General features: G+C 70.4%; 17 protein-coding genes and 1 tRNA gene. 10 read left to right on the forward strand and 8 right to left on the reverse strand.

Annotation, left to right across the window (positions count from 1 at the left end; translation table 11 throughout):
• Window positions 1-506: 506 nt before the first annotated feature.
• The 6 genes from pyrF to ACFRU2_RS38410 form a co-directional block, all read right to left on the reverse strand.
• Window positions 507-1214, reverse strand: coding sequence for an orotidine-5'-phosphate decarboxylase (pyrF, locus tag ACFRU2_RS38385; RefSeq protein WP_382980952.1), 708 nt, complete (start codon window positions 1212-1214; stop codon window positions 507-509).
• Between the two features lie 17 nt (window positions 1215-1231).
• Window positions 1232-1789, reverse strand: a complete 558-nt coding sequence (locus tag ACFRU2_RS38390; protein WP_382980953.1) for a carboxymuconolactone decarboxylase family protein — start codon at window positions 1787-1789, stop codon at window positions 1232-1234.
• Window positions 1790-1895: 106 nt separating this feature from the next.
• Window positions 1896-2729 (reverse strand): S-methyl-5'-thioadenosine phosphorylase, encoded by an 834-nt coding sequence (locus ACFRU2_RS38395; RefSeq protein ID WP_382980954.1) that lies wholly within the window; start codon window positions 2727-2729, stop codon window positions 1896-1898.
• Window positions 2730-2820: 91 nt separating this feature from the next.
• The gene (locus tag ACFRU2_RS38400; protein ID WP_382980955.1) at window positions 2821-3132 is read right to left on the reverse strand and encodes an FmdB family zinc ribbon protein; all 312 of its coding nucleotides are present in this window, start codon (window positions 3130-3132) and stop codon (window positions 2821-2823) included.
• 67 nt (window positions 3133-3199) lie between these two features.
• Window positions 3200-4549 carry an MFS transporter gene (locus ACFRU2_RS38405; RefSeq protein WP_382980956.1) on the reverse strand — a complete coding sequence of 450 codons (1350 nt, stop codon included), beginning with the start codon at window positions 4547-4549 and terminating at the stop codon, window positions 3200-3202.
• 398 nt (window positions 4550-4947) lie between these two features.
• Window positions 4948-6429 carry a potassium/proton antiporter gene (locus ACFRU2_RS38410; protein ID WP_382980957.1) on the reverse strand — a complete coding sequence of 494 codons (1482 nt, stop codon included), beginning with the start codon at window positions 6427-6429 and terminating at the stop codon, window positions 4948-4950.
• Between the two features lie 321 nt (window positions 6430-6750).
• On the opposite strand from ACFRU2_RS38410, the gene ACFRU2_RS38415 reads away from it, so the two are divergent.
• A complete protein-coding gene (locus tag ACFRU2_RS38415) occupies window positions 6751-9585 on the forward strand; it encodes a penicillin acylase family protein (RefSeq protein ID WP_382980958.1) in 2835 nt (944 codons plus the stop codon).
• 22 nt (window positions 9586-9607) lie between these two features.
• Here ACFRU2_RS38415 and ACFRU2_RS38420 read toward each other — a convergent pair whose 3' ends face one another.
• Window positions 9608-10219 (reverse strand): 5-formyltetrahydrofolate cyclo-ligase, encoded by a 612-nt coding sequence (locus ACFRU2_RS38420; protein WP_382980959.1) that lies wholly within the window; start codon window positions 10217-10219, stop codon window positions 9608-9610.
• Between the two features lie 92 nt (window positions 10220-10311).
• Between ACFRU2_RS38420 and galU the strand changes: the two genes are divergently transcribed.
• From galU to ACFRU2_RS38455, 7 genes are all read left to right on the forward strand, one after another.
• On the forward strand, window positions 10312-11214 hold the full coding sequence (galU, locus tag ACFRU2_RS38425; RefSeq protein WP_382980960.1) for a UTP--glucose-1-phosphate uridylyltransferase GalU: 903 nt from the start codon (window positions 10312-10314) through the stop codon (window positions 11212-11214).
• 4 nt (window positions 11215-11218) lie between these two features.
• Window positions 11219-12562, forward strand: a complete 1344-nt coding sequence (gene glp, locus ACFRU2_RS38430; RefSeq protein WP_382980961.1) for a gephyrin-like molybdotransferase Glp — start codon at window positions 11219-11221, stop codon at window positions 12560-12562.
• A 73-nt stretch (window positions 12563-12635) separates the two neighbouring features.
• Window positions 12636-13139 (forward strand): cyclic pyranopterin monophosphate synthase MoaC, encoded by a 504-nt coding sequence (moaC, locus tag ACFRU2_RS38435; RefSeq protein ID WP_254385928.1) that lies wholly within the window; start codon window positions 12636-12638, stop codon window positions 13137-13139.
• Complete coding sequence (locus tag ACFRU2_RS38440; protein WP_382980962.1) at window positions 13136-13723, forward strand: molybdenum cofactor biosynthesis protein B; 588 nt, start codon at window positions 13136-13138, stop codon at window positions 13721-13723. The genes moaC and ACFRU2_RS38440 overlap by 4 nt, the downstream gene beginning before the upstream one ends.
• 17 nt (window positions 13724-13740) lie before the next feature.
• Entirely contained in the window at window positions 13741-14370 is a 630-nt protein-coding gene (locus ACFRU2_RS38445) for a GNAT family N-acetyltransferase (protein ID WP_250737533.1), read from the forward strand.
• Window positions 14371-14527: 157 nt separating this feature from the next.
• Entirely contained in the window at window positions 14528-15538 is a 1011-nt protein-coding gene (locus ACFRU2_RS38450; RefSeq protein WP_382980963.1) for a hypothetical protein, read from the forward strand.
• Window positions 15539-15616: 78 nt separating this feature from the next.
• Window positions 15617-15690: transfer RNA gene (locus tag ACFRU2_RS38455), tRNA-Ala, on the forward strand.
• A gap of 140 nt (window positions 15691-15830) precedes the next feature.
• Here the strand turns inward: ACFRU2_RS38455 and ACFRU2_RS38460 are convergent.
• Window positions 15831-17240: a cellulose binding domain-containing protein gene (locus ACFRU2_RS38460; RefSeq protein ID WP_382981007.1), complete on the reverse strand. Its 1410-nt coding sequence runs from the start codon at window positions 17238-17240 to the stop codon at window positions 15831-15833.
• A gap of 433 nt (window positions 17241-17673) precedes the next feature.
• On the opposite strand from ACFRU2_RS38460, the gene ACFRU2_RS38465 reads away from it, so the two are divergent.
• Together ACFRU2_RS38465 and ACFRU2_RS38470 are read left to right on the forward strand one after the other, a co-directional pair.
• Window positions 17674-18954, forward strand: coding sequence for a nucleotide sugar dehydrogenase (locus tag ACFRU2_RS38465; protein ID WP_382980964.1), 1281 nt, complete (start codon window positions 17674-17676; stop codon window positions 18952-18954).
• Entirely contained in the window at window positions 18951-20792 is a 1842-nt protein-coding gene (locus ACFRU2_RS38470) for a glycosyltransferase (RefSeq protein ID WP_382980965.1), read from the forward strand. The genes ACFRU2_RS38465 and ACFRU2_RS38470 overlap by 4 nt, the downstream gene beginning before the upstream one ends.
• The last annotated feature ends 117 nt before the right edge of the window (window positions 20793-20909 follow it).

The raw sequence follows: 20909 nt of genomic DNA on the forward strand, positions 1-20909 counted from the left end.
GCAGAAGAGCTAGAATGGTGGCTGTGCTGGGGGGGAACACGGACGCAGACACAGTCAGAACCGCTGGGGGGGGGGGGGGGGTGGGGGGTGGGGAGGAGCCCCGCGAGGCGCGCGCCTCGGTGCCGCCCACGGCCAGCACGGCCGCCACGACGGCCAGCCCGGCCGCGGCCCCGCGCCGCCGGCGCCGCACCGCCCGGCGCAGCCGGTCCCCGGCCCGCCCCACGCGGAGCGGGGCGAAGAGGGGAACGGAGCGCGCCGGGGGGCACGGAGCGGAAGGGGAGGGGCGGGGGACGGGGGACGTGCGTGCGGGGGTGTGGACGTGCGGTGAGGAGGAGGAGAAGGAAGGGACGCGGGAGTGCGCGGTCATGAGGGCCACCACCAGACGGAGCGAGATCCGATGCCCGGACCTGGCGCCCGGACACCCCACACGATCCGCCGCCCCGCCGGATCCCGCTCGGACCTGTGGACCGTCCCCAGCTTGTGGATATCTCCCTCACCCGCAGGAGTTACCGGGGCCGCCCGGCCCCGATCCGCCGCAGTGCCGCCACCGGATCCGCCGCCCGGGTGACGGACCGCCCCACCACGACGTGCGAGGCCCCGGCGGCGAAGGCGGCCCACGGAGTACCGGAGCGGGCGTGCCCGCCCACCTCCCCGCCCGCCGGCGTCACACCCGCCAGCGTCACCCCCGGCGTGACGATCAGCCGGTCCGGCCCCAGCAGCTTCCGCAGCGGGCCGGCCTCCCGGGGCGATCCGACGACCCCGTCGCATCCGGCCTCCGCCGCCAGCCTGGCCAGCCGCAGCACCTGCTCGTCGGTGCCGGCGCCGATCCCGATGTCGGCGAGGTCGCTCCCGGTCATGCTCGTGACCACCGTCAGCGCGAGCACGCGCAGCCCGGGGAACTCCCGAGCGGCGTCCACGGCGGCCGTCATGATGCCCGTACCGCCCATGGAGTGCACGGTCACCATGGAGGCGCCCAGGGCGCCCGCGGCGCGGACGGCGCCGGCCACGGAGTTCGGGATCTCGAAGAGCTTCAGGTCGAGGAAGACCTCGTGGCCCTGATCGACGAGCCCGCGCACGAGGTCCGGCCCGGCGGCGGTCAGGAGCTCCAGGCCGACCTTGTAGAAGCCGCAGGCGCCCCCGAGGCGTGCCACGAGGGCCTCGGCGGCCCGCCGGTCGTCGAAGTCGAGGGCGACGATCACCCGTCTGCTGTCCATGGCCCCCATGATCGGGGTCAGCGCTTGGCGGGGATCTCGCAGGACTCCTTGAAGCCCTGGCTGGTCAGGCCGAAGGCGCTGTTGACGCGCGAGCGCATGTTCTCCAGCGCGACCATGGCGGTGAGTTCGACGAAGGCGGCCTCGCCGAGGCGCGCGATCAGGTCGGCGGCGAGTTCGTCCGTGACGGCCGGCTCGGTCTCGGTCATGGCCTCGGCGTACTCCATGACGAGCAGTTCCAGCTCGGTGAACGCTTCCCGGGCCTCGCGCCACACCGGCACCTTCTCGGCCTTCTCCGGGGCGATCCCCTTCTCCTGGCCCTCCCAGTAGCCGAAGTCCATGCACCACGAGCAGTTCATGCGGGCGGCGGCGGCCATCACCGCGAGGTGCTTCAGGCTGCCGTCGAGGGCGTTCCACTTCGCCGCCCGCTGTTCGAGGCGCACGTAGGTGAACAGCACGCGCCCGTTGTGCCCGTATGCCAGACCGGGTTCCAGGACCTGGCCGTAGGCGCGGCGCGAGTACCAGGCGCCGAAGCGGTTGAGGAGGGTGCGGGGCGGGGTGAGCGAGATGCGTGCCATGGCGGGTGCCTCCTGGAGCCGGATCCGGCCGGGCGCCTTTCGCCCGGCCTTCACCAACTGAGACCGGCGGGCCCCGCGAAACGTGACACCCCTGCGGAAATTCTTCCTACGGCAGCTCGATGCCCAGGTCCCAGCCGTCGTGCGCGTGGGTGCACAGGCAGGCGCGGGACTCCGTCGGGGGCAGGGCGGCCACCGCGTCGAAGAGGACCTCGCGCAGCCGGCCGACGTTCTCGCCGAAGACCTTGAGGACCTCCGTGTGGGAGACCCCGTCGCCCGTCTCCGCGCCCGCGTCCAGGTCCGTGACCAGCGCCATCGAGGTGTAGCAGAGCCCCAGCTCGCGCGCGAGGATCGCCTCGGGGTGGCCCGTCATGCCGACCACCGACCAGCCGGCCGCGGCGTGCCACTGCGATTCGGCGCGGGTCGAGAAGCGGGGCCCCTCGATGACGACCATGGTGCCGCCGTCCACCGGCTCCCAGTCCCGCCCGCGCGCCGCGGCCAGCGCCACCGAGCGGCCCACCGGGCAGTACGGGTCGGCGAAGGTGGTGTGCACGACGTTGGGGACCGAGCCGTCGGGGAGCGGTTCCCCGTCGAAGAAGGTCTGGGCGCGGGACTTCGTACGGTCGACCAGCTGGTCGGGAACGAGCAGCGTCCCCGGGCCGTACTCGGACCGCAGGCCGCCGACCGCGCAGGGCCCCAGCACCTGGCGGACGCCCACGGAGCGCAGCGCCCACAGGTTGGCGCGGTAGTTGATCTTGTTCGGGGGCACGGTGTGGCTGCGGCCGTGCCGGGGCAGGAAGGCCACGGTCCGGCCGGCGAGCTCGCCGAGGTAGAGGGAGTCGCTGGGGGGTCCGTAAGGCGTCTCCACCTGGATCTCGGAGACGTCCTCCAGGAAGGAGTAGAAGCCCGATCCGCCGATGACACCGATCTCTGCATTCGCCATGCAGCCACCCTAACGGGGCATGCCGAAGGCCCCGCTGTCCCGTGGGGGACGGCAGGGCCTCGGATGGAACGGGGTGGTGCCTTGGAGCGCGTCAGGCGGCAGACGAGCTCGACGACGACGAGGAGGTCGAGGTCGAGGACGACGGAGCCGTCGAGGACGAGGACGCGGCCGGGGTGGCGGCCGGCGTCGACGAGGGCTTCGAGGCAGGGGTGCTGCTCGACGAAGCGCCGCGGCTGTCGTTCCGGTAGAAACCGGATCCCTTGAAGACGATGCCGACCGCGGAGAACACCTTCTTCAGGCGTCCGTCACAGCTCGGGCACACGGTCAGCGCGTCATCGGTGAACTTCTGCACGGCCTCAAGGCCCTCACCGCACTCGGTGCACTGGTACTGGTAGGTCGGCACGAATTTCCTCCTGGCACTCTCACTCAATGAGTGCTAACGACGCTCCATGGTGACGTATTCCGGCGGATCAGTCCACCGTCACCGGCACGCGGTGACCCAGACCACGCTCGTTCACACCCGCGGCGGGTGCCGCGGAGGTGGTCTGAGCGCTCTGGGCGGTCGGCTTGGACGAGCTGACGATCCGGCTCGGGGCCTTCGGGGCCAGCTTCGCACGCAGCACCAACAGGATGGCCAGAGCGAGGGCGGTGGCCACCATCGGCACGAGGAACCCGTACGAGGACCCGTGCGCGTCCGTCAGACGGCCGGCCAGGGTCACGGCGCCGGCCTGCCCGAAGGCGACGCCTCCGGTGAGCCAGGTGAACGCCTCGGTCCGCGAGGCGGCCGGGACCAGCTGCTCGATCATGGTGTAGCCGGTGATCAGCGCGGGGGCGATGCACAGACCGACGACCAGGCCGAGCGCGCCGAGCAGGATCATCGAGTTCGCGGCCCACAGGACCGAGGCGGCCGCGGTGAGGCCGATGTAGCCGAGGATCAGGCGGCGGCGCGGGCCGATCTTCCAGGCGATCGCACCGCAGGCGATGCCCGCGATCATGTTGCCCGCGGCGAAGACGCCGTAGAGCAGACCGTTGGCGCCCGGGTTGCCGATCTCCTCGGAGAAGGCGGCGAGCGAGACCTGCATGCCGCCGAAGACGGCGCCGATGCCGATGAAGGCGACGATCAGGACGCGCAGGCCGTGGAACGAGAGGGCCGGGGCGTGCTTCTCACCGTGCGCCGGGCGGGCGACGGGCTTGGGCTGCGAGGACCGCTGGGCGGCGAAGAGCAGGCCGCCGATCAGGGTCAGCGCGGCCTCGGTGACCAGACCGGCCGCCGGGTTGATGCCGGTGCACAGCGCGGTGGCGAGCACCGGGCCGACGACGAAGGTGAACTCGTCGGTGACGGACTCGAACGCGGCGGCGGTGGGCAGCAGCGGGGAGCCCTCGAGCTTGGCCGCCCAGCGGGACCGGACCATGGGTCCGACCTGCGGGACGGATGCACCGGCGGGGACGGCCGCCAGTGCGAGCGCCCAGACGGGCGCGCCCAGCAGCGCGAACGCCACCAGGGAGCTGACGGCGGCGGCGTGTACGAGGGCCACCGGGACCAGGACGGCGCTCTGGCCGTGGCGGTCGATGAGCTTGCCCATGACCGGGGCGAACACGGCCATGGAGATACCGGTGAAGGCGGCGACGATGCCGGCGCTTCCGTAGGAACCGGTGGTGTGCTGGACCAGCAGCAGGATGCTGATCGTCAGCATGCCGAAGGGGAGTCGCGCGGCGAATCCCGGGAGAACGAAGCCGAGGGCGCCGGGCGTGCGCAGGAGCTGCCCGTAGCCGGGTCGGGTGGACGTGGCGGACTTGTCGGTCGTGACCGCGGATGTCACGGCCTGGCCTTTCCGCTGCCTGGTAGAACTCCCCGTCTGCGGACGATGCGGCGCCTTGTGAGCGATCGCACCCGTACATGTGGGAGCCCCGAGAGCTGTCCTCTTGCGCAAAACCGAGTGATACCTGGGCGCCCACTGCGGGAGGGTGCCACGGCCGCTTTGCGGTCGCGCCAGCTCTGCGTCAGGCAGAGTTGGTTCGATGTGTTGTTCCTTAATCGTACAGGCAGATCGGCCGATACGCCCTGTGATTCGGGCTACAGGGCGTGTCTTCACCTGCGATTAACTGGAACTTCGCATTCAAGCCCTACTCAAACAGGGGTGAATGCGGACAGAAGCCATCGAAAATGATGAATTAGAGCAGCGCTCTAACCCCGTTCCAGCCCCGTTCCCACCCCGCTCTAGCCCTTTCTGGAGCGCTTCGCGGGGCCCTCGTCCCCGCCCGTCCCCAGCCAGCCCGCCAGCTTGCCGCCCCGGGCCACCGCCCGCAGCCGCGCCTCCGCCGCGTCCCGTACCGGGTCCGTGGCCACCACCAGCAGCTCGTCCCCGCGCCGCAGCACGGTCGACGGCGCCGGTACGAAGCTGCGCGCGTCCCGTACGACCAGCGTGACGGAAGCCCCCGGCGGCAGCCGCAGCTCGCTCACCTCGACGCCGTGCATCCGCGAGGCGGGCGGGATCGCGAAGGACAGCAGGTGTCCGCGCAGCTTCTCCAGCGGCGCCGACTCGATCCCGAGGTCGGAGGCGGCCTCGTCGCTGTTGCCCAGCTTCAGCTTGCGCGCGAGCCACGGCAGGGTCGGTCCCTGGACCAGGGTGTAGACGACGACCAGGACGAAGACGATGTTGAAGACCCGCTCGCTGCCCTCGATCCCGGACACCATGGGGATGGTCGCCAGGATGATGGGCACGGCCCCGCGCAGGCCCGCCCAGGACATGAGCGCCTGCTCCTGCCAGGGCAGCCGGAAGGGCAGCAGGGAGACGAAGACCTCCAGCGGCCGGGCCACCATCGTCAGCACCAGCCCGATGATCACCGCCGGCCAGAAGTCGTGCACCAGCTCGTGCGGGGTGACCAGCAGGCCCAGCAGGACGAACATGCCGATCTGGGCGATCCAGCCGAGCCCGTCCGCGAACCCCCGGGTGGCGGGCCAGTGGGGGAGCTTCGCGTTCCCGAGCACCATCGCCGCCAGGTACACCGCGAGGAAGCCGGAGCCGTGCGCCATCGCGCCGGCCGCGTAGGCGGTGATCGCGATCGCCATCACCGCGATCGGGTAGAGGCCCGAGGCGGGCAGTGCCACGTGCCGGAGCCCGTACGAGCCCAGGAAGCCCACCGCCAGGCCGATGGCGACGCCGATCGCCAGCTCCAGCGCGATCTTGCCTATGAGGACGTACCACTCGTCGACCGGTCCGACGGTCGCGAAGGCCACGACCAGGATGACGACGGGGGCGTCGTTGAAGCCGGACTCGGCCTCCAGCACACCCGTGACCCGGGAGGGGAGCGGGACCTTGCGCAGGACCGAGAAGACGGCCGCCGCGTCGGTCGAGGAGACGACCGCGCCGATCAGCAGGGCCTGCCGCCATTCGAGTCCGACCAGGTAGTGCGCGCCCGCCGCGGTCACGCTCACGCTGACGGCGACGCCGACCAACGACAGCACGATCGCGGCCGGCAGGGCCGGCTTGATCTCTTTCCACTTCGTGCCCAGACCGCCCTCGGCAAGGATCACCACGAGCGCGGCATAGCCGATCACCTGGGTCAGCTCGGCGTTGTCGAACACGACGTTGCCGATGCCGTCCTGGCCTATCGCAACACCTATGCCGAGGTAAATGAGCAGGCTGGGGAGGCCGCTGCGCGAAGAGACGCGTACCGCCGCCACGGCGACGAGCAGCACGAGCGAGCAGACCAGCAGGAGCTCATTGAGCGTGTGGACAGTCAGCGGGCGGCCCTTTCCTCGACGTGCCTGACGATGACGGAACGAGACGCGTCGGACTGACGCATCGTTCCGGCAGGGGCACGGACGGCAAGTACTTCGTTACCTTACCTAATCTTTGACGCGCCCTTTACTCGATAGCCACATTGTGAAACGCCTGAGGGGCTCTGTCCTCATGACCTGTCGTCATGAGCTCGACCCCTGACGGATCAACGCACCCGGTCCTGCGCCTATGGTTGCTCCCAGCACTCCCAGGACCACCCTGCCCCTCTAAGGACAGCGATGCCCGCCAACGAAACCGCCCCTTCCGTCAAGAAGAAGGGACGACGCGCCCGTCTGATCGTGCTCGTCCTGGTGCTGGCGCTCTTCGCTGGCCTCGGGTACGGGGCGTACTGGAGCGTGGACAGCGTGCGGGCCTCGTTCCCGCAGACCACCGGCTCCCTGAAGGTGCCCGGCCTGACCGGGACCGTCGACGTCAAGCGCGACGCCAACGGGATCCCCCAGCTGTACGCCGACTCCGACGAGGACCTCTTCCGTGCGCAGGGCTTCGTGCACGCGCAGGACCGGTTCTGGGAGATGGACGTACGCCGCCACATGACCTCCGGGCGCCTCTCGGAGATGTTCGGCGCCGGCCAGGTCGAGACGGACGCCTTCCTGCGCACGCTCGGCTGGCGCCAGGTCGCGCAGCAGGAGTACGACACCAAGCTGTCGCCCGAGACCAAGAAGTACCTGCAGGCCTACGCCGACGGGGTCAACGCGTACCTGAAGGGGAAGTCCGGCAAGGACCTCTCCGTCGAACACGCCGCCCTCAAGCTCAGCGACTCCTACCAGCCCGAGCAGTGGACCCCGGTCGACTCGGTGGCCTGGCTCAAGGCGATGGCCTGGGACCTGCGCGGCAACATGCAGGACGAGATCGACCGTGCGCTGATGACGGGCAAGCTCTCGCAGACCCAGATCGACGACCTCTACCCGCCGTACCCCTTCGACCGGAACCGTCCGATCGTCGAGGGCGGCACCGTCAAGGGCGGGAAGTACACCCCCGCGGCCGGTCCCGGCTCCGGCAGCCCCGTGAGCTCCGGCGGGCAGGGCGGCGCCAACGGCTCCCAGGTCTCCACGCAGACCGGCGGCGAGACCGGGCTGGCCGGCAACGCCACCGCCCAGGGCGCCACCGTGGGGCTGCGCACGCAGCTCGGCGCGCTGGCCGACACCCTCGACGAGATCCCCGCGATCCTCGGCCCGGCCGGCAGCGGCATCGGCTCGAACTCCTGGGTCGTCGCGGGCAAGTACACGACCACCGGGAAGCCGCTGCTCGCGAACGACCCGCACCTCTCCCCGCAGCTGCCCTCGGTCTGGTACCAGATGGGCCTGCACTGCCGGACGGCCTCGGCCTCGTGCCAGTACGACGTGGCCGGCTACACCTTCTCCGGCATGCCGGGCGTGGTCATCGGCCACAACGCCGACATCGCCTGGGGCATGACCAACCTCGGCGCCGACGTCACCGACCTCTACCTGGAGCAGGTCAAGCCCGAGGGCTACGTCTACGACAACAAGGTGCTCCCCTTCACCACCCGCGAAGAGGTCATCAAGATCGCCGGCGGCGGTGAGAAGAAGATCACCGTCCGGTCCACCAACAACGGCCCGCTGATCTCCGACCGCAGCGACGAGATCGCCACGGTCGGCGCCCGCGCCCCCGTGAACAGCGCCGCCCCCGACCGCGGCAACGGCTACGGGGTCTCCCTGCGCTGGACCGCGCTGGACCCGGGCAAGTCGATGGACGCCGTCTTCAAGATCAACCGGGCCAAGAACTTCCAGGACTTCCGCACCGCGGCCCGCGACTTCGAGGTCCCCTCGCAGAACCTGATCTACGCCGACAACAAGGGCCCCAACGGCAACATCGGCTACCAGGCCCCGGGCCGCATCCCGATCCGCACCACCGGCGACGGCAAGATGCCCGCCCCCGGCTGGGACTCCAAGTACGCCTGGAAGGGCGGCAAGGACGGCAACGCCGGCTACGTCCCGCAGGACGAGATGCCGTGGGCCTACAACCCGGACCGCGGGTTCATCGTGACCGCGAACCAGGCCGTCACCGAGAGCGGCCAGGGCAAGTACCCGTACGTGCTGACCACCGACTGGGGCTACGGCGCCCGCAGTCAGCGGATCAACGACCTCATCGAGGCGAAGATCAAGGACAGCGGGAAGATCTCCACCGACGACATGCGGACCATGCAGATGGACAACAGCAGCGAGATCGCCGCGCTGCTGACCCCGATGCTGGCCAAGATCGACGTCTCGGACCCGGACGTCCGCTCCGCGCAGAAGCTGCTGGACGGCTGGAACTACACCCAGGAGCCGGACTCGGCGGCCGCCGCGTACTTCAACGCGGTCTGGCGCAACATCCTCAAGCTGGCCTTCGGCGACAAGCTGCCCAAGGAGCTGCGGATCGAGGGCAGCTGCATGAACGTCCCCGAGCAGACCACCGGCCCGGCCGACGACCTCGCCAAGATGGTCCGCGAATGCGGTGAGCGCGGCTCCGACTCGGCGCAGCCGGACGGCGGGGACCGCTGGTTCGAGGTGGTCCGCCGCCTGGTCAAGGACGAGAACTCGGCCTGGTGGCAGTCGCCGGCCGTCGGCCGCACCGTGGCCGCCACCACCACCCGCGACCAGCTGTTCGCGCGGGCCATGAAGGACGCCCGCTGGGAGCTGACCGCCAAGCTCGGCAAGGACCAGTCGACCTGGAGCTGGGGCCGTATGCACCAGCTGATGCTGAAGAACCAGACGATCGGCACCGAGGGCCCCGGCTACCTCCAGTGGCTCCTCAACCGCGGCCCCTGGAACCTGGGCGGCGGCGAGGCCACCGTCAACGCGACCGGCTGGAACGCCTCCAGCGGGTACGGGGTCACCTGGGTGCCCTCGATGCGGATGGTCGTGAACCTCGCCGACTTCGACAAGTCCCGCTGGATCAACCTGACGGGCGCCTCGGGGCACGCGTACCACGACCACTACACGGACCAGACGACGCTGTGGGCCAAGGGCGACCTGCTGGACTGGCCCTTCGGGAAGGAAGCCGTGGACAAGGCCACGGTCGACACCCTGACCCTCCAGCCCGAGGGTTCCTGACCGCAGGGTCCAAGAGCAGGGTCTAAGCGCTGAAGCGGAGCACCCCCGACGGGGTGGCCACCGCCCGGACGGGGTGGTCGTGCGGTTCCTCGGGGACCCGCGCGACCACCTCGTCGTCGTAGAGCAGCACGATCAGCGCGGGATGCGCCCCGGCGCGCTCCAGCCGCTCCAGCACCCGGTCGTACGAGCCTCCGCCCCGCCCGAGCCGCATCCCCCGCCGGTCCACGGCCAGTCCGGGCAGCAGGACGGCGTCGGCGCCGGTCACCGCGTCCGGGCCGAGACGGGGACCGGCGGGCTCCAGGAGCCGCATCTTCCCCGGGTGCGCGGCCTCGGCCAGGCTGCCGGGGCCTTCGTACACCGCCCAGTCGAGGTCGTTGTCGGGCAGCAGGACGGGCAGCAGCACCCGGGTGCCGGCCGCCCGCAGGGCGTCGAGCAGCTCGCGGGTGCCGGGTTCGGAGCCGATGGAGACGTAGGCGGCCACGGTGTGGGCGGAGCCGAGTTCGGGTAGCTCCAGGGCGGAGCGGGAGAGGGCGTCGGCCGTCGTGCGCAGGGTGTCGGCGGACAAGGCGCGGCGGGCCGCGAGGAGTTCCCGGCGCAGGTCCGTCTTGGCCCTCGAAGGCTGGTTCTCTGTCACGGCTGGCTCGTATCACTTTCTATGGGGGTATACCTGATCATGTTCATCTGAAGCACACGTGGCTCACAGCACGAGCGACTATCGTTCCGCTCATGACTCAGTTGCACCCCGTGATCAAAAAGGCCGTCATCCCGGCCGCGGGCCTCGGCACTCGGTTCCTTCCCGCAACCAAGGCCACACCCAAGGAAATGCTTCCTGTGGTGGACAAGCCGGCCATTCAGTACGTCGTGGAGGAGGCCGTGTCGGCCGGTCTCGACGACATTCTCATGATCACGGGCCGTAACAAGCGGGCTCTCGAAGACCACTTCGACCGGAATTACGAGCTGGAGTCCGCGCTCATCGCCAAGGGCGACGACGACCGGCTCAAGAAGGTCCAGGAGTCCAGCGACCTGGCCACCATGCACTACGTCCGCCAGGGTGACCCCCGGGGCCTGGGCCACGCCGTGCTGTGCGCGGAGCCGCACGTCGGCGACGAACCCTTCGCCGTCCTCCTCGGCGACGACCTCATCGACCCCCGCGACCCGCTGCTGCGCCGCATGACGGAGATCCAGCAGAGCGCCGGCGGCACCGTCGTCGCGCTGATGGAGGTCGACCCCTCCCAGGTGCACCTCTACGGCTGCGCCGCCGTCGAGCCCACCGCCGAGGCGGACGTGGTCCGCATCACCGGTCTCGTGGAGAAGCCGGACGCCGCGGACGCACCCAGCAATTACGCGGTCATCGGACGATACGTACTCGATCCGGCGATCTTCGGCATACTGCGGGAGACCGAGCCGGGCCGCGGCGGTGAGATCCAGCTGACCGACGCCCTGCAGAAGCTGGCCGCCGACGAGACCGTCGGGGGCCCGGTGCACGGCGTGGTCTTCCGGGGCCGCCGCTACGACACCGGAGACCGCGGGGACTACCTGCGGGCCATCGTCCGACTCGCGTGCGAGCGTGAGGACCTGGGCCCGGAGTTCCGCACCTGGCTTCACCATTACGTCACGGAGGAGATGTAGGACCTTGAGCAAGCCCGACGCACCGCAGGACGGTCACTCCCAGCGCCTCTGGTCGGTGGACGAGCACTTGGCGGACGTCCTCGGTACGGTCCGGCCGCTGGAGCCCATCGAGCTCCAGCTGCTGGACGCCCAGGGCTGTGTCCTGGTCGAGGACGTCACCGTGCCCGTCGCCCTGCCGCCCTTCGACAACAGCTCGATGGACGGGTACGCCGTCCGGACCGCCGATGTCCAGGGCGCCAGCGAGGAGTTCCCCGCGGTGCTGACGGTCATCGGGGACGTGGCGGCCGGCAGCGGAGAGCTGCCGACCGTCGGCCCCGGCCAGGCCGCCCGCATCATGACCGGCGCCCCGCTGCCCCCCGGCGCGGAGGCCGTCGTACCGGTCGAGTGGACCGACGGGGGCACGGGCGGCGGCGCCGCCTCCGGCATGACCCCCGCCAGCGAGTCGCCCGAGGGCGCCGCGGGCGAGGTGCGCGTCCACCGTGCCGCCGAGGCGCGGGCGCACGTCCGCGCGCGCGGCAGCGACGTACAGGCCGGGGATCTGGCGCTCGCCGCGGGCACGGTGCTCGGGCCGCCGCAGATCGCCCTGCTGGCCGCCATCGGGCGGGGCACCGTACGGGTGCGTCCGCGCCCGCGCGTGGTCGTCCTGTCCACCGGCAGCGAACTGGTCCAGCCCGGAGAGGCCCTGGCAGCCGGCACGATCTACGACTCCAACAGCTTCGCCCTGGCCGCCGCCGCGCGGGACGCCGGAGCCATCGCCTACCGGGTCGGCGCCGTCGCCGACGACGCCGACACCCTGCGCTCCACCATCGAGGACCAGCTCATCCGGGCCGACCTGCTCGTCACCACGGGCGGGGTCAGCGTCGGCGCGTACGACGTGGTCAAGGAGGCCCTCACCGCGGTCTCCACCGGGGACGAGGACGTGGACGGCGCCGGCATCGACTTCCGCAAGCTCGCCATGCAGCCCGGCAAGCCCCAGGGCTTCGGCACCATCGGCCCCGACCACACCCCGCTGCTGGCCCTGCCCGGCAACCCGGTCTCCTCCTACGTCTCCTTCGAGCTGTTCGTGCGCCCCGCGATCCGCGCCCTCATGGGCCTGCCCGCCTCCGAGGTCAGCCGGCCGAGCGTGCGCGCGGTGCTGGAGGCGGACAAGGCCATCGGCTCCCCGGCGGGCCGCCGCCAGTTCCTGCGCGGCAAGTACGACGCCGTGAGCGGGACGGTCAGCCCGGTCGGCGGAGCGGGCTCGCACCTGATCGCCGCGCTGGCGCACGCCGACTCGCTGATCGTCGTACCGGAGGACGTGACCTCGGTGGAGCCCGGGGCCGAGCTGGAAGTGGTCCTGCTCGGCTGAGGTCCGCCGGATGCGGGTAGCGTGTTGCACCACACAGGCCCTTGCGGGGCCCGGACGGGAGCGGCACGCAGATATGAGTACGCAGAGCAGCGCCGGCGGCGCCGCCGGCACCAGGCTGACGCACATCGACGAGGCCGGCGCGGCCCGGATGGTCGACGTCTCGGCGAAGGACGTCACCACCCGGACGGCGCGGGCCAGCGGGCGCGTGCTCGTCTCTCCCCGGGTGATCGAACTGCTGCGGGGCGAGGGCGTGCCCAAGGGCGACGCCCTCGCCACCGCGCGGATCGCCGGGATCATGGGGGCGAAGAAGACCCCCGACCTGATCCCGCTGTGCCACCCGCTGGCCGTCTCCGGGGTGAAGGTGGACCTGAAGGTCACCGACGACGCCGTCGAGATCCTCGCCACCGTCAAGACCGCCGACCGCACGGGCGTCGAGATGGAGGCCCTGACCGCCGTCGCGGTCGCCGGGCTCACCGTCATCGACATGGTCAAGGCCGTCGACAAGGGCGCGGTCATCACCGACGTGCGGGTCGAGGAGAAGACGGGCGGCAAGTCCGGCGACTGGGCGCGCTCGTGAACGCCCCGCGCGGCGGCGAGGTCCACAGCCACGCCCACGCCCCTGCCCCTGCCCCGGAGGCGGCCCCCGTGGCGCCCGCGCTGCGCGCGCTGGTGGTCACGGCCTCCAATCGGGCCTCGCAGGGCGTGTACGCGGACAAGGGCGGCCCGGTGCTCGCCGAGGGCCTGCGGGCGCTCGGCTTCGCGGTGGACGGCCCGCGCGTGGTTCCCGACGGGGACCCCGTGGAGGCGGCCCTGCGCGAGGGCGTGGCCGCCGGGTACGACGTCATCCTGACCACCGGCGGCACCGGCATCTCGCCGACCGACCGGACCCCCGACGCCACCTCCCGGATCCTGGACTACGAGATCCCGGGAATCCCGCAGGCGATCCGCGCCGAGTCCCTGGCGAAGGTGCCCACCGCGGCCCTGTCCCGGGGCCTGGCGGGCGTGGCCGGCCGCACCCTGATCGTGAACCTGCCCGGTTCCACGGGCGGGGTCCGCGACGGGATCGCGGTCCTGTCCCGGGTCCTGCTGCACGCCGTCGACCAGATCCGCGGCGGCGACCACCCTCGTCCCGAGGGCAGACCGCCGGGGAGCGCGAGCTGAACGGCCCCTCCTGGCCTGTGGTGCTGACGGACGGCGACGTATCGCTCCGGCCGATAAAGCTCCGGGACCAGGCCGCCTGGCGCGAGGTCAACCGCCGCAACCGCGACTGGCTCCGGCCGTGGGAGGCCACGATCCCGCCGCCCGCGCCCTGGGGGCCGGTGATCCAGCGGCCGACGTACCGCCAGATGGTGCGCCATCTGCGGGCGGAGGCGAACGCGGGGCGCATGCTGCCGTTCGTCGTCGAGTACCAGGGCCGCCTGGTGGGCCAGTTGACGGTCGCCGGGATCACCTGGGGCTCGATGTGCGCGGGCCACGTCGGCTACTGGGTGGACCGGGACGTGGCGGGCCGCGGAGTGATGCCGACGGCGGTCGCGCTCGCGGTGGACCACTGCTTCGGCAAGGTCGGGCTGCACCGGATCGAGGTGTGCATCCGTCCGGAGAACGGTCCGAGCCGGCGGGTGGTGGAGAAGCTCGGCTTCCGCGAGGAGGGGCTGCGCCCGCGGTACCTGCACATCGACGGGGCCTGGCGCGATCACCTCGTGTACGCGCTGACGGCGGAGGAGGCGCGGGAGGGGCTGCTGCGCCGCTGGCACCGCGAACGCCATCCGCACGGCCCGGCCGAGCCGGGGCAGCTGCCGGAACAATAGAAATCCGATATCTGTTCGAATTCTTTCGCCCGATGACCGATTCGCCCATAACCTGATCCGAAGAATCACAAAAAAAGTCCGTGATATCAGCGAGATCGTGCGACACGCCGTCCCAATTGGCGGATTCCCCCGGCCGCGCCCCTCTACGGTGTGGGGTGTGAGCAGCAGCGGCCTCATCTACGCAGTCATCGTCGGGGCCTGGGCCGCCTACTTGGTGCCCATGTGGCTCCGGAGGCAGGACGAGCTGAACGAAGCCCGTCCGACGGAACGCTTCTCCACCGCCATCCGGCTGCTTTCCGGCCGGGCGGGAATGGAGCGCCGTTACGCCAAGGGGCTCCGTGAGCGCGGTGACGAGGAGGCGCAGCACCAGCCCCCCGCGGACCCGGACGCCGCGACGGAAACGGTGAAACCCGTGGACGCCGCCGACGCCCGGGCCGTCGTCGTGCCCCCGCCCACCCGGTCCGAGCAGAGATCGGCCGCCTCCGAGCGGGCCGACCGCGCGGAGCGGGCCCGCCGCGAGCAGCGCCTCGTCGTCCTGGCCCGCCGCCGGCGCACCACGGCGCTGCTCTTCCTGATCTTCACCCTCGGCGCGGTGGCCGCCGCCGTCGGCGGACTGCAGTACCTGTGGGCCCCGGCGGTCCCCGCCCTGCTGCTGAGCACGTACATCGTGCACCTGCGGGTCCAGGAGCGGCGCCGCTACGAGTTCACCATGGACCGGCGGCGCGCCGAGGCGGCCGCCCGCCACCTGCGCGAGAACCGCCCGCGCCGCCGTGAGTCCGAGGCGGCGGCCGGCTCCGACCCGGACCCTGCGCCACCCGTCTCCCCGCAGGAGGCCGGCCGGCGCGCCCTGGTCGAGCAGACCGACCACGCCGAGTGGGTGGACCAGCAGCGCGAACGCGAGCGCGGCCCCGCCCGCGGTGACAGCTGGGAGCCCGTCCCGGTGCCGCTGCCGACGTACGTGACGGCCCCCGTCGCCCCGCGCGCCACCGGCCCGGCGACCCCGGACCCCTGGAGCGCGACCCGCTCCAGCACGGCCGAGCCGACGGAACCCCGCCTGCGCGCCCAGCCTTCCACCCCCTCGCCCCGCCCCCGCCCGCGCGACGCGGCCCGTACGCCCCTGTTCGACCAGTACGAGGGCGACGAGCGCCCGCGCGCCGCGAACGAGTGATCGATGACCTGCGCGGACGCTCCCCGATACCGGTTTTGGAGCACCCGCCGGGGGATGCTAATGTTTCACACGTCGCAAGGGCCTGTGGCGCAGTCTGGTAGCGCACCTCGTTCGCATCGAGGGGGTCTGGGGTTCAAATCCCCACAGGTCCACAAACGACAGTTCACGGGTTGCTCCCGAGAACGTCATGAGATCCCGATCAGTCGAGAGACTGGTCGGGATCTCGGCGTTTGTGGCGTTGGTGTCCTTGAGGTCACCGGCGGAGCGCCGGTGACCTCAAGGAGCCGGCCGATCAGGAAGCCGGCGCCGGTACGGTGTCGAAGTAGCGCAGACCGCCGTCGCTGAACCCCTTCACGGCGGCTTCGACCTCCTGCGTGGACTGGCCGCCCGCGGCGTTGTAGTAGACCCAGTCGATCTGCATGTCCCACGCGCGGTCCCCCTTGAACGGCAGGTCCACGAACCAGGTGTTGAAGTGCACCGACATGTCGGCGCGCGGGGCGTACTTCTTGTTGTTGGTGAACAGCTTCCGGCCGTCGACCTGATAGGTGACCGCGTCGTCCGTCACCGTCACCAGGACCGTGTGCCACCCTTCCAGGCTCTTCTCCGACTTGCTGGTGACGCGGTCGTTCTTGTCGGCGTCGTGCCAGCTCGTGGTGTCCAGCTTGGGGCCGGGTGCACCCCAACCGCCGTTGGGCATGTACTCGTAGTCCAGTTCGCTGTACTTCGAGCCGCTACCGCCGATGGTGAAGAAGGTCTGGTTGACGTGGTCGCCGTTCTTGCCGCTCGTGGGCTTGTCGCTGAAGTGGATCCGCGCGGCGAACGTGCCGGTACGGAACTTCTGCTTCAGCGTTCCCAGAGCCGCCTGGCGGGTACCGGCCGGCGTGCCGTCGGTCTGGGCGCGCAGCTGGAGCACCTGCGCGCCCAGGGCGTCCGGAGCGGGTGGGAAGCTGATCCCGTCCGCGGACCAGGTGTTCGCGATGCCGGGACCACCCTTGCTGGTCCGCACCAGCCAGCCGTGTTTGAAGAGCGCGGGGTCCTGAGGACCGCGGTAGTTGAAGTCGTCGAACATGACCCCGGCCGGGATCGCCGGGGCCGGCGGGGAGCCGGTGGCCCCGCCCGGGGCTGCCGCGGCACCGCCCTCGGGTTCCTCCCCCCACACGAGAGCGCCGCGCTTGTAGGCGGTGACGGTCTTCGATTCCTTGTACGTGGTCTTGCCCCCGTCGAAGGAGCGGTCGTTCGACTGCTTCAACTTCCCGTGATCCGCACGGTAGAGCTGCAGGTCGATGCCGTTGCTGTTGGCGCCCGGTTCGAGGGTGCCCGCGTCCGCGGTGAAGCCGACCTCCAGGTAGTGGTCGGCCGTGTCGGTGGGTTCGTCCAGGGCGACGACGGTTCCGGTGACCTTGGAACAGCCCGCCGCGGCCTGCACGCAGTTGAAGGCGTACGGGGTGTCCGTGTCCGCGGTGAAGTAGTACCGAAGCCGCACGTCACCCAAGGACACCGGCTCCTTGGACGTGTTGAAAACCTCAAGTGAAGGCTTCACCAATTCTTCCGAAACAGTATCTGTGCGGTATCGGACAATGATCTCAGAAGGGTCCGATTCTTTTGTCGGATTCCCCATCGAGTAGAACGCAATGCCACCGCCGACGACGGTGCCCGCTACGAGCAGTGCTCCGATCGGCTGCCAGATGCGGCGGCGCCGCATAGGGGGAGAGGTGCGGCGGTCTATCGACACGGGAAAAACTCCTCGGCAGGGGGTTTCGGCCGCGCTGAGGGCTCGTTCGATCGCCTGGATCGCGCGGATGGTCACAACGCGTGAGTGAATTGCGGCGATCCTAACCCCAGGACTTCACTCTGTGTACGGCGGAAGGTCCGTCATGCCGTACGGTCCACCGGTCCGGCCCCCAAGGGCCAGGCGGGCCATGGGGTTTCGCGGCCGAGGTCAGGAGAGGTGAAGCCTCCTAGACGGTCGAACCGGGCCTACGGTTGTACGCGGGATCGAGTGAGATGAAACACCGATCCGGGCAGTTATTTCGGTTGCAAATCTGTTGTTAGCATTCAGACCCTATTTGACCAATTCAGGGTTGAGCCGTCGTCCGGGGGGACCATGGCGTCCGCGGCGGGGGCTGGGGTGGGGAATGAGTTTTGTGAACAAGACTGCACATATTGATCTCGTGGTGGTAGGGCTCGGGTATGTAGGACTCCCGCTCGCCCGTTCAGCCGCGGCGGCCGGCCTGAATGTGGTCGGACTCGACCGCAGCCGACGTGTCGTCGACGGTCTGAACGCCGGTCGTTCACATGTCGACGACATCACCGATTCCGATGTCGAGGCGATGCTCGGCCGGGGGTTCCGGGCCGTCGACGAGGCGGGCGTCATCGCCGACGCCGACGCGGTCGTCATCTGCGTACCCACCCCGCTGACCGAGCACGGTGCTCCTGATCTCGGAGCGGTGGACGCCGCGGTGGACGACATCGCGGCCCACCTCACCCCGGGCACCCTCGTCGTCCTGGAGTCCACGACGTATCCGGGCACCACTGACGAGGTCGTGCGGCCCCGGCTCGAAGCCGGCGGCCTCCGCGTGGGCCGGGACTTCCACCTCGCCTTCTCGCCCGAGCGCATCGACCCGGGCAACCCCACGTACGGCCTGGAGAACACGCCCAAGGTGGTCGGCGGCATCACGCCCGACTGCACCAAGGCGGCGCGCGGGCTCTACGAGCGCTTCGTGGGGCGGGTCGTGGAGGCGAAGGGCACGCGCGAGGCCGAGATGGCCAAGCTGCTCGAGAACACCTATCGGCACGTGAACATCGCCCTCGTCAACGAGATGTCGATGTTCTGCCGGGAGATCGGCGTGGACCTCTGGGACGCGATCCACTGCGCCTCCACCAAGCCGTTCGGATTCGCCCCGTTCTTCCCCGGCCCCGGAGTCGGCGGCCACTGCATACCGATCGACCCCAACTACCTTTCGTACAAGGTGCGGTCGCTGGGGATCCCGTTCCGCTTCGTGGAACTGGCCCAGGAGATCAACCAGCGCATGCCCGTGCACGTGGTCGCCCGGGCCGCCGACCTCCTCAACGACCAGGGCAAGGCCGTGCGCGGCGCGCGCGTCCTCCTGCTCGGCGTCACCTACAAGCCGGACATCTCGGACCAGCGGGAGAGCCCCGCGCGGGCCGTGGCGCAGAACCTGCTCGCGAAGGGTGCCGAACTCGTCTACTTCGACCCGCGCGTCGACGAGTGGACCGTGGACGGGATGCCCGTCGAGCGGGTCGAGGACTACCTCGCGGGCGCCGAGGAGGCGGACCTCACCATCCTGTTGCAGCCCCACCGGGAGATCGAGCTCGGCATGCTCGCCGACCGCGCCCAGGCGCTCTTCGACACCAGCGGCAAGTCCGAGGCGCACCCCTGCGTGGTCAAGCTGTGACCACCCAGGACACGTATGTGGCCGGCGCCGTCGATTCCGGCGGCCACCAGAAGCACCGCAAGCGCAGACACCTGAAGGTCTCCTACTTCGTCTTCGCGGGCCTCGCCGCGCTGATCGCGACCCGGCTCGACACCGGTTCTCTGCACCTCTACTCGCTCGGTGCGCTGGGCCTGCTGTCGCTGAAGATGTGCGGGGCGCTGTTCTACCGGCCGGCCAAGGCCGACCAGGCGCAGCTGGAGTACCTGGAGAGCCGCTGGGTCACGGCGGTCATCCCGATCTACAACGAGGACCCCGTGACGTTCGAGCAGGGGATGCGCAGCCTGCTCGCGCAGAGCCGGCTCCCCAACGAGGTCCACATCATCGACGACTGCAGCGCGGACCCCGACGGCATCCGTGCGGCCAAGAAGATGCGCCGCGAGTTCGAGGCGCGCGGCGTGAAGTACACCGTCAGCGTGCAGCCGGAGAACAAGGGCAAGCGCGAGGCGCTCGCCCGCGGCTTCGAGGCGGCTCCGTACACCGACCTCTTCCTGTGCGTGGACTCGGACACGATCCTGTCCCGGGACACCGTCCGCGAACTGCTGCTGCCCATGGCCGACGAGAAGATCATGGCCTCGACCGGCATGGTCCTCGCCCTCAACCACGACAGCAACATCTTCACGCGCCTGCAGGATCTGCGGTACGGCAACTCCTTCCTCTTCGAGCGGGCCGCCTACTCGCGGCTGAAGTCCGTGCTCTGCTGCTGTGGAGCCCTGTCCGTCTACCGCGGCACGCTGGTGCGCAAGTACCTCGACGACTTCCTCAACCAGCAGTTCCTGGGCAAGCCCGCGGTGTTCGGCGACGACCGCCGCATGACCAACTACTGCCTCATCGAGGGCCAGGTCGTCTTCCAGGAGACCGCGGTCGGCTACACCGCGGTGCCGGAGAAGCTGCCGCACTTCCTGCGCCAGCAGGTCCGCTGGAACAAGTCGTTCTTCCGCGAGTCGCTGTGGGCGTTCCGCAAGCAGAAGAAGTGGCGACCCGCGTTCTGGCTGACGACCATGGAACTGATGCTGTGGCTGGTCTTCGGCTCGGCCATGTTCTACTCCATGGTCATCCTGCCGATCGTGCACCCGGAGAGGTTCGTCCACCACATCGGTGACTACCTCATGTTCATGGTGCTCATGGGGTACCTGCGCAACGTCCGCTATCTCGACTTCCCGCGCCGCGGGATGGGGCTGGTCAAGCGGTTCGGAATGTTCCTGCTGGCTCCGCTCTACGGTGTCATCCAGCTGACGCTGCTCACACCGCTGCGCTTCTACGCCCTGTTCACCCTGCACAAGGGCAGTTGGGGCACGCGGCAGGCGGGTGTCGAGGTCTCGATGGCGGGCGGCCAGGAAGGGGAGGTCGCCTCCGTGTGGGAGGAGGAGGATCCGTACTCCAGCCCGAAGGTGACCGAGACGCTGCAGATGATGCGCCTGGGAGGCAAGGCGCTGAACCGGCTCACCCAGTCCCACCAGGCCGTGGCACCGCAGCAGACGGCCGTCCTCCAGGCGCACGTCGCACCGCAGTACGCTGCGGCGCCGGCCTGGGACGGGGCCGGGGGGCAGCAGCAGGCCGGCTGGAACGCCCCCGTCCCTCAGCAGCCGGTCTCCTGGGGAAACCCGGAACCGGTCCAGCCGCAGGCCGCCGGCTTCCAGCAGCAGGCCGGTCAGCCGCAGTACGGGGAACCGGAGCACCAGCAGTACCCGCAGCCGCAGGGCCACGGGCAGGACGAGTGGGGCGGCTGGCCCGCGCAAGGCGGTCAGGCCCAGGACCACTCCATCGATCCCTACTGGCTCCGGGACCAGGGCGGCCGGTAGCCGCGCATGCGAACAGGGGCGGGGGGGGCCGAGGGGGCCAGGTTGGGGGACGCCCGGTTGTGTGGGTGGGGGGGGGAGGGTTAAGGGTAGGGCTCCATCGCCTCCCTGCAAAGTGCC

It is taken from the genome of Streptomyces sp. NPDC056883 (assembly GCF_042788835.1).
GTDB lineage: Bacteria > Actinomycetota > Actinomycetes > Streptomycetales > Streptomycetaceae > Streptomyces > Streptomyces stoeckheimensis.

Coding starts and splice junctions, on each gene's coding strand:
- ACFRU2_RS38460 (WP_382981007.1), bottom strand. CDS start 17,240: ATGCGGCGCCGCCGCATCTGGCAGCCGATCGGAGCACTGCTCGTAGCG.
- galU (WP_382980960.1), top strand. CDS start 10,312: ATGACTCAGTTGCACCCCGTGATCAAAAAGGCCGTCATCCCGGCCGCG.
- ACFRU2_RS38415 (WP_382980958.1), top strand. CDS start 6,751: ATGCCCGCCAACGAAACCGCCCCTTCCGTCAAGAAGAAGGGACGACGC.
- moaC (WP_254385928.1), top strand. CDS start 12,636: ATGAGTACGCAGAGCAGCGCCGGCGGCGCCGCCGGCACCAGGCTGACG.
- pyrF (WP_382980952.1), bottom strand. CDS start 1,214: ATGGACAGCAGACGGGTGATCGTCGCCCTCGACTTCGACGACCGGCGG.
- ACFRU2_RS38390 (WP_382980953.1), bottom strand. CDS start 1,789: ATGGCACGCATCTCGCTCACCCCGCCCCGCACCCTCCTCAACCGCTTC.
- ACFRU2_RS38465 (WP_382980964.1), top strand. CDS start 17,674: ATGAGTTTTGTGAACAAGACTGCACATATTGATCTCGTGGTGGTAGGG.
- ACFRU2_RS38395 (WP_382980954.1), bottom strand. CDS start 2,729: ATGGCGAATGCAGAGATCGGTGTCATCGGCGGATCGGGCTTCTACTCC.